Consider the following 7,373-nt stretch of genomic DNA (forward strand, 5'->3'; position numbering starts at 1 on the left):
AGCGATAGGGCTCACCTCTTCCCATACCGAACAGAGAAGTTAAGCCTATCAGCGCAGATGGTACTGCCACTATGGTGGGAGAGTATGTCACCGCCTTTCTTTTGAAAACCTTCAACTTTTTTGTTGAAGGTTTTTTTTTGTAATAGGTTGATTATTTCTTAACGATGTAATAGGTATTTCATCAAAATTTAGTTTATTTGTATTCTGAAATATGAAAAATATACTCATTTTTATTGTACTGATTTCTTCTGGAGTGTATGCTCAAGTTGGGGGTGAAAATATTTATACCTTTTTAAATTTAACTGGTTCGTCCCGACAAGCAGCGTTAGGAGGTAAGGCGATAACTTTAATTGATGATGTTAATCAACCGACTTGGAATCCATCTGTTATAAATCAAGGTTTAGAGAACCAGTTTTCACTTAATTATTTAAATTATTTAAGTGATATAGCTTTAGTGTCAGCTTCTTATGGTCATTTAATAAATAGAAATGTAGGTGTTGTTCATTCTAATATTTCCTATTTAAATTATGGAAGTTTTATTAGTGCCGACGAGGAAGGTAATGAAACTGGAAGTTTTAAGGCCTATGATCTTTCTTTCTCTTTAGGGTATGCGTATAATTTTAAGGGTAGTGATTTTCATTTAGGAGGTAATATAAAATTTATTAATTCAGTTATTGAGAATTATTCGTCTTATGGTATTGGTGCAGATTTAGGTTTATTGTATTTTAATGAGAATAAGCCTTATGCAATAACATTAGTGGTGAGAAATTTTGGAGTTCAAATAAAAGCGTATGATGATACTAAAGAGGATTTACCGCTAGAGGTGGATTTGGGAGCATCTTATAAATTAGAAAACGTTCCTATTACATGGCATGTTACTTTAGATAATTTACAACAATGGGATATTTCTGTAAGTAATCCGTCAAATGCTACAACAAATATAGATGGGGAAACTACTGAAGAAGAGATATCTTTTTTAAATAATGCTTTTAGACATCTTTCGTTTGGAGCAGAGTTATTTCCGGAGAAAGGATTTAATTTAAGATTTGGCTATAACATAAGACGTTCAAAAGAATTATTTTTGACAGATAAAAGAACGTTTGCAGGTTTTACGGCTGGTTTTGGGATTAAAATTAATAAATTGAAATTTAACTATGCATTTTCTAAATTTCATCCGGCTTCTAATTCTAGTACATTTAGTTTACTAGTTAATTTAAATTAAAATTTTGAGTAAAATTACAATTGCAATTGATGGTTTTTCATCAACCGGAAAAAGTACTATAGCTAAACAATTAGCAAATAAATTACATTATGTTTATGTTGATTCGGGTTCTATGTATAGAGCTGTTACGTTATATGCTATGCAACTAGAATATATATCTAAAAACTATTTTTTAAAAGAAAAATTAGTTGAGGATTTAGTTAATATTGAGTTACGTTTTAAATATAGGGACGATTTAGGATACGCCGAAATTTATTTAAATGGAGTTAATGTTGAAAAAAAAATTAGAACATTAGAAGTATCTAATTTTGTTAGTAAAATTGCTGAAATACCTGAAGTTAGAAGAAAATTAGTTGAGCAACAACAAGAAATGGGTAAAGATAAAGGTGTTGTTATGGATGGGAGAGATATTGGTACTGTTGTATTTCCAAATGCTGAATTAAAATTATTTATTACCGCGTCTGCTGAAATTAGGGCAAAAAGAAGATTTGATGAATTAATTAAACGAGGGGATAAGGTTACATTTGAAGCAATTTATAATAATGTTGTAGAACGTGATAGAATTGATTCAACCAGAGAAGACTCTCCTTTGATAAAGGCTGATGATGCTATAGAAATAGATAATTCAAATTTATCTTTGGAGGAGCAATTTGAAAAAATTTATGCTATAGTTCAATCCAAATTAAATGCTAATTAAGGAATGTTTAAATATTTATGTGTTTGTAATGAAATTTTCCACTTAGGATTTTTCATAACATAATCTACAATTAACGGAATCATTTTTTCACGGTTACTCCATTCAGGCTGCAAAAACAATTCACATTTTTCATTAACTTTAGAAGCTTGTTCTTCAGCAAATTTAAAATCATTTTTATTAAAAATAATCATTTTAAGCTCATTAGCTTCTAAATAAATTGGTTTTAATGGTAATTTAGTTTTTTTAGGAGATAAACAAATCCAATCCCATTTTCCACTTAAAGGATAAGCGCCAGAAGTTTCAATATGTGTTTTAAGATTGTTATTTTGAAGCGATTGCGTTAAATAATCTAAATTCCACATTAATGGTTCTCCTCCTGTAATAACCACTGTATTTGCCAAATTAGTGGCGTTTTCTACAATAATATCTGTATTTGTAGGTGGATGTAATTTTGCATTCCAACTTTCTTTTACATCACACCAATGGCATCCTACGTCACAACCTCCAATTCTTATAAAATAAGCCGCTTTTCCTGTGTAAAATCCTTCTCCTTGAATTGTGTAAAATTCTTCCATTAAAGGAAGCATTTTTCCTGAATTTATAAGTTCTTTATTTTGGTTGTTTATCATGCTGCAAATATACATACTTAGGATTAAAAATAAATAATTACATTATAATATGTGATGTAATTTTTAATTTGATAATTTAATGTTATTTTTATCAAAAATATATTATAATGAATAGGAAAGAAGCTTTTTTTAATCAAATAACTACAGGATACCAAACAAAAGGAGATTATATTGTTTTAGGTTCGGGAATGTGCGATGGTGAAACTATAAAAGATGCCTTTGTAAAAGTTCCTTTGAAGACTTTAAATAGACATGGTTTAATTGCTGGAGCAACCGGAACAGGGAAAACAAAAACCCTGCAAGTAATGGCCGAAAATTTATCGGAGAAAGGAATTCCTAGTTTGTTAATGGATATTAAAGGTGATTTAAGTGGTTTGGCTCAGCCAAGTGCTGGGCATCCGAAGATTGATGAGCGTCATGCAGCAATAGGATTACCTTTTGAAGCTAAGAAATTTCCTGTTGAATTGTTAACTATTTCTGAACAAGATGGTGTTAGATTAAGAGCAACGGTAACTGAATTTGGGCCTGTTTTATTATCGAGAATATTAGATTTATCTGAAGCACAAAGTGGTATAGTTTCTATAATTTTTAAGTATTGCGACGATAACAAATTACCGTTATTAGATTTAAATGATTTTAGAAAAGTATTACAATTTGCTACCGAAGAAGGTAAAGAGGAGATACAAAGTGAATATGGATTAATTTCTACTGCCAGTACAGGAGCAATTTTAAGAAAAATTATAGAAATTGATCAGCAAGGTGGCGATTTATTTTTTGGAGAAAGATCGTTTGATGTGCAAGACTTAGTTAGAAAAGATGAAAATGGTAATGGAATAATTTCAATTTTAAGATTGACAGATATACAAGATAAGCCTCAATTGTTTTCAACCTTTATGCTGCAATTATTAGCTGAGATATATGCAACGTTCCCTGAGCAAGGAGATAGTGGAAAACCTGAATTAGTTATTTTTATTGATGAAGCACATCTTATTTTTAAAGAAGCTTCAAAAGCATTATTATCTCAAATTGAAAGTATTGTTAAACTAATTAGATCTAAAGGAATTGGGTTGTTTTTTGTAACTCAAAATCCAAATGATGTGCCAGATGATGTTTTAGGTCAATTAGGGTTAAAAGTGCAACATGCATTAAGAGCTTTTACCGCAAAAGATAGAAAGGCTATTAAATTAGCTGCTGAAAACTATCCAATTTCAGAATTTTATGATGTTGACGAAGTGTTAACAAAAATGGGAATTGGAGAAGCATTTGTTTCTGCCTTAAATGAAAAAGGTATTCCAACACCTTTAGCATGTACAATGTTAAGAGCTCCTATGAGTAGAATGGATATTTTAACAGATGAAGAGTTAAAAGATGTTATAAAAAATTCAAAGCTTTATTATAAATACAATGAAACAATTGATAGAGAAAGTGCCTTTGAAATTTTAACTGAAAAAATTGAAAAAATAAATGAAAAGGAAAATGTTGAAGAGCGAAAAAAGGAAGCTGAAAAAACATCAACATCTTCATCATCAAGACGAAAAAGTACACGAATGAATCCTATATTAAAAGTTGTTACAAGCGCTACCTTTATTAGAGGAGTTTTGGGGATTTTAAAAAGAGTGATTTAATTTTCTTTTTGTTTAAATATTTTTTGAAAATAAACGTTAAAAAAATAGATCAATAAAAAACAACTAATCAATGTTAATTAATAAAAAGTATTTAATTCTAATTCTTGTATTTTCAATAGTATTTATTCAATGTTCTCAAAAAAATAATTTTATAATTGAAAAGGATAAAGTAGGACCTTTAACCAATGAAATTACTATAAGTGATTTATCTATTATTTTTAAAAATGATTCAGTTGTTTCAAATTTATATGATTCCATTTCTGAGAATTCACAAAGTGTTTTTTCCAATGAAGATGACGAATACATAATTTACTCTAAAAAAGGTGATAAATTATTGGAAATTGCTCCTGAAAAATTAAACGATCCAACATCAAAAATTAAAAGCGTTCAAATTTTTAATTCAAATTATAAAACAGAAAAAGGCATATCCTTAAAATCAACGTTTAAAGAAATTAATGAAAATTATAGAATTAATAAAGTTGAAAATACCTTAACTTCAGCAACATTATTTATAGATGAATTAAACGCCACTATTGCTATTGATAAAAAGGATTTAGGATTAAATGCTTTTAGCAGAGAACCTATTCAATTAGAACAAATACCAGACAATGCCAAAGTAAAATATTTTACTATTTGGTTTAATTAATCTAAATAATATTCATTATTTTGTTTAGCCACAGTGCAATTCCAATTTAAAGTTGTTTTTAGTTTTGTTTTAAATGCTTGGCTTTGGTGTTGTTCTCCGTGATTTATAAAGGTTAATAGAGGTGGTTTTTTAAAATGAGTTAACCAATCTAATAATTCACTTTGATCTGCATGACCAGAAAAAGCATTAATTTTAAAAATATCAGCTTTTATTTGATGGTATTCACCAAAAAACTTTATTTCTTTATCTCCAGAAAGTAAGGATCGTCCTCTTGTACCTTCGGCTTGAAACCCAACAATTAGCACACTATTTTTTTTATCAGAAATTAGCTTGTCTAAATAATGTAAAACTCTTCCTCCGGTAATCATTCCGCTACCCGCAATTACAATTTTAGGAGATGTATCTTGCACAATTTGTTTAGATTCTTCTATTTCACTAATTAAATGTACTGTAGAGAGCATGCTATTAATATCTTCTTCGGTTAGTAAATGATCCTCCCTATGTTTTAAATATACTTCAGTAGCATTTACTCCCATTGGACTATCTAAATAAATTGGGATATTTGGCAATAATTTTTTTCTTTTTAATTTACTTAATAAGTAGATTATCTCTTGAGCTCTTTCAACAGAAAAGGAAGGAATTACTAATATTCCTTTTTTTAAATACGTTAACTCTATATAATCTAACAAATCATTTTCTATAGAAACTGATTCATGAATTCTATTTCCGTAAGTAGATTCTACAACCAAATAATCGGCATAATCTAAATAACAATATTGAGGTAAAAGAATCGGTTTTTTTCTGCCAATATCCCCAGAAAACACAAATATTTTTCCATTAACATTTAATGTTACAAACGCGCTGCCTAATATATGACCACTATTTGAAAATTTAAATTTAATATTTTCATCTAATTGATGCCATTGTTCAAAATCAATTGGTTTTAGGTGGTTAATAGCTATTTTAGCATCATCAACGGTATATAACGGTTTAGCAGGTTTATGTTTGGTATATTCGTGTTCATTTGCACGGCGAGCATCTTCTTCTTGAATTTTTCCGCTATCTAATAAAATAATACTTGTTAAATCTCTTGTTGCTTTAGTACAAAAAATAGTTCCTTTAAATCCATCTCTAACTAAAACAGGTAAGTAACCAGAATGATCTAAATGCGCATGTGTTAAAATTACAAAATCTATATCTGAAGGTTTTATGGATAGTGATTCCCAATTTTTAAGACGTAATTCTTTTAATCCTTGAAACAATCCACAGTCAATCATAATTTTTTTATAATCAACTTCTAATACTATTTTTGAACCGGTAACAGTTCCTGCTCCACCTAAAAAAGTTAGTTTCATAGTTTAGAGATTTAATATTAATATTGATTTATTACTCTAAGTTACAATTTTTTAATGAAATATGAATTGCCAATTATTGTTTTGTTTACGGAATGTTTTTAGAAATTAATTAATAAATTTGAGAAAATATATTATTGATGAAAAAATATAAAATTCAAACCTCGCCTTTTGTTGTTCCAACAAATGATGGAAAATTAATTGAAGAACACTTTGGAAATGCAACAATAAAATCGGAATTAAGTATAGCACATATGGTTGCTCCCCCAAATTGGAGTGAGCCTTTTCAAACTCCTGAGTTTGATGAGTATACATACATAATTAAAGGCAAAAAGCAATTTATTATCGAAGGAGAAGTTGTTGTTTTAGAACAAGGACAATCAATAAAAATTGAAAAAGGTGCTCGCGTACAATATTCTAACCCATTTGCTAAAGAATGTGAATATTTAGCTATTTGCTTACCAGCATTTTCTATGGATTTGGTAAATAGGGAAGAGGAATAAAAAAAGCTTCAACATTTTTTGTTGAAGCCTTTAAATAGTTGTTTTTATTTAATTAACCTTTATTTTTGCACGCTAACAAGGTGTTTTTCATAAGCATAGCAATTGTCATTGGTCCAACACCTCCAGGAACTGGAGTAATAAAAGCTGATTTAGGTGCTACACTATCAAAGTGCACATCACCTGCTAATCTGTAACCTGTTTTTTTTGTAGTATCTTCAATTCTTGTTATTCCAACATCAATAATGGTTACTCCATCTTTTACCATATCACCAGTTAAAAATTCTGGAATTCCTAATGCTGCCACAATAATATCGGCTTGTAAAGTTAATTCTTTTAAATTTTTAGTTCGGCTATGGGCAACAGTTACAGTGGCATCTCCTGCTTTGCGTTTTTGACTCATTAAAATACTCATTGGTCTTCCAACAATATGACTTCTTCCAATTACAACAACATGTTTACCAGAAGTTTCTACATTATATCGTTCTAATAATTCTAAAATTCCGAAAGGAGTTGCAGGTAAAAACGAAGGTAAATCTAAAGTCATTTTTCCAACGTTTGTAGGATGAAATCCATCCACATCTTTATCTGGATTTACAGCCATTAACACTTTTTGTTCATCAATATGTTTAGGTAAAGGTAATTGCACTATAAAACCATCAATAGCATTATTAGTATTTAACTTTTCAATTTCCTGTAACA

General features: G+C 29.2%; 8 protein-coding genes and 1 rRNA gene. 6 read left to right on the forward strand and 3 right to left on the reverse strand.

Annotation, left to right across the window (positions count from 1 at the left end; translation table 11 throughout):
• From rrf to cmk, 3 genes are all read left to right on the forward strand, one after another.
• Positions 1–99 (forward strand): 5S ribosomal RNA (gene rrf, locus ABY298_RS13545); the annotation flags it as partial.
• Positions 100–211: 112 nt separating this feature from the next.
• Positions 212–1,222 (forward strand): type IX secretion system protein PorQ, encoded by a 1,011-nt coding sequence (gene porQ / locus ABY298_RS13550; protein ID WP_372746593.1) that lies wholly within the window; start codon positions 212–214, stop codon positions 1,220–1,222.
• Between the two features lie 4 nt (positions 1,223–1,226).
• Complete coding sequence (gene cmk / locus ABY298_RS13555; protein ID WP_372746594.1) at positions 1,227–1,919, forward strand: (d)CMP kinase; 693 nt, start codon at positions 1,227–1,229, stop codon at positions 1,917–1,919.
• Here cmk and ABY298_RS13560 read toward each other — a convergent pair.
• The gene (locus tag ABY298_RS13560; RefSeq protein ID WP_372746595.1) at positions 1,916–2,548 is read right to left on the reverse strand and encodes a 7-carboxy-7-deazaguanine synthase QueE; all 633 of its coding nucleotides are present in this window, start codon (positions 2,546–2,548) and stop codon (positions 1,916–1,918) included. The genes cmk and ABY298_RS13560 overlap by 4 nt on opposite strands.
• Before the next feature lie 107 nt (positions 2,549–2,655).
• On the opposite strand from ABY298_RS13560, the gene ABY298_RS13565 reads away from it, so the two are divergent.
• Together ABY298_RS13565 and ABY298_RS13570 are read left to right on the forward strand one after the other, a co-directional pair.
• The gene (locus tag ABY298_RS13565) at positions 2,656–4,173 is read left to right on the forward strand and encodes a helicase HerA-like domain-containing protein (protein WP_372746596.1); all 1,518 of its coding nucleotides are present in this window, start codon (positions 2,656–2,658) and stop codon (positions 4,171–4,173) included.
• A gap of 70 nt (positions 4,174–4,243) precedes the next feature.
• The gene (locus ABY298_RS13570) at positions 4,244–4,819 is read left to right on the forward strand and encodes a hypothetical protein (protein ID WP_372746597.1); all 576 of its coding nucleotides are present in this window, start codon (positions 4,244–4,246) and stop codon (positions 4,817–4,819) included.
• On the opposite strand, the gene ABY298_RS13575 is transcribed toward ABY298_RS13570, so the two are convergent.
• Complete coding sequence (locus ABY298_RS13575; protein WP_372746598.1) at positions 4,816–6,174, reverse strand: MBL fold metallo-hydrolase RNA specificity domain-containing protein; 1,359 nt, start codon at positions 6,172–6,174, stop codon at positions 4,816–4,818. The two genes, ABY298_RS13570 and ABY298_RS13575, sit on opposite strands and share 4 nt — an antisense overlap.
• A gap of 137 nt (positions 6,175–6,311) precedes the next feature.
• Here ABY298_RS13575 and ABY298_RS13580 point away from each other — a divergent pair, with 137 nt between their 5' ends.
• Positions 6,312–6,674, forward strand: a complete 363-nt coding sequence (locus tag ABY298_RS13580; RefSeq protein ID WP_372746599.1) for a cupin domain-containing protein — start codon at positions 6,312–6,314, stop codon at positions 6,672–6,674.
• A 52-nt stretch (positions 6,675–6,726) separates the two neighbouring features.
• Here the strand turns inward: ABY298_RS13580 and ABY298_RS13585 are convergent.
• Positions 6,727–7,373 (reverse strand): bifunctional 5,10-methylenetetrahydrofolate dehydrogenase/5,10-methenyltetrahydrofolate cyclohydrolase (locus ABY298_RS13585; RefSeq protein ID WP_372746600.1); only part of this gene is annotated, 647 nt, incomplete at its 5' end.

It is taken from the genome of Lutibacter sp. (assembly GCF_041596795.1).
Classification (GTDB): domain Bacteria; phylum Bacteroidota; class Bacteroidia; order Flavobacteriales; family Flavobacteriaceae; genus Lutibacter.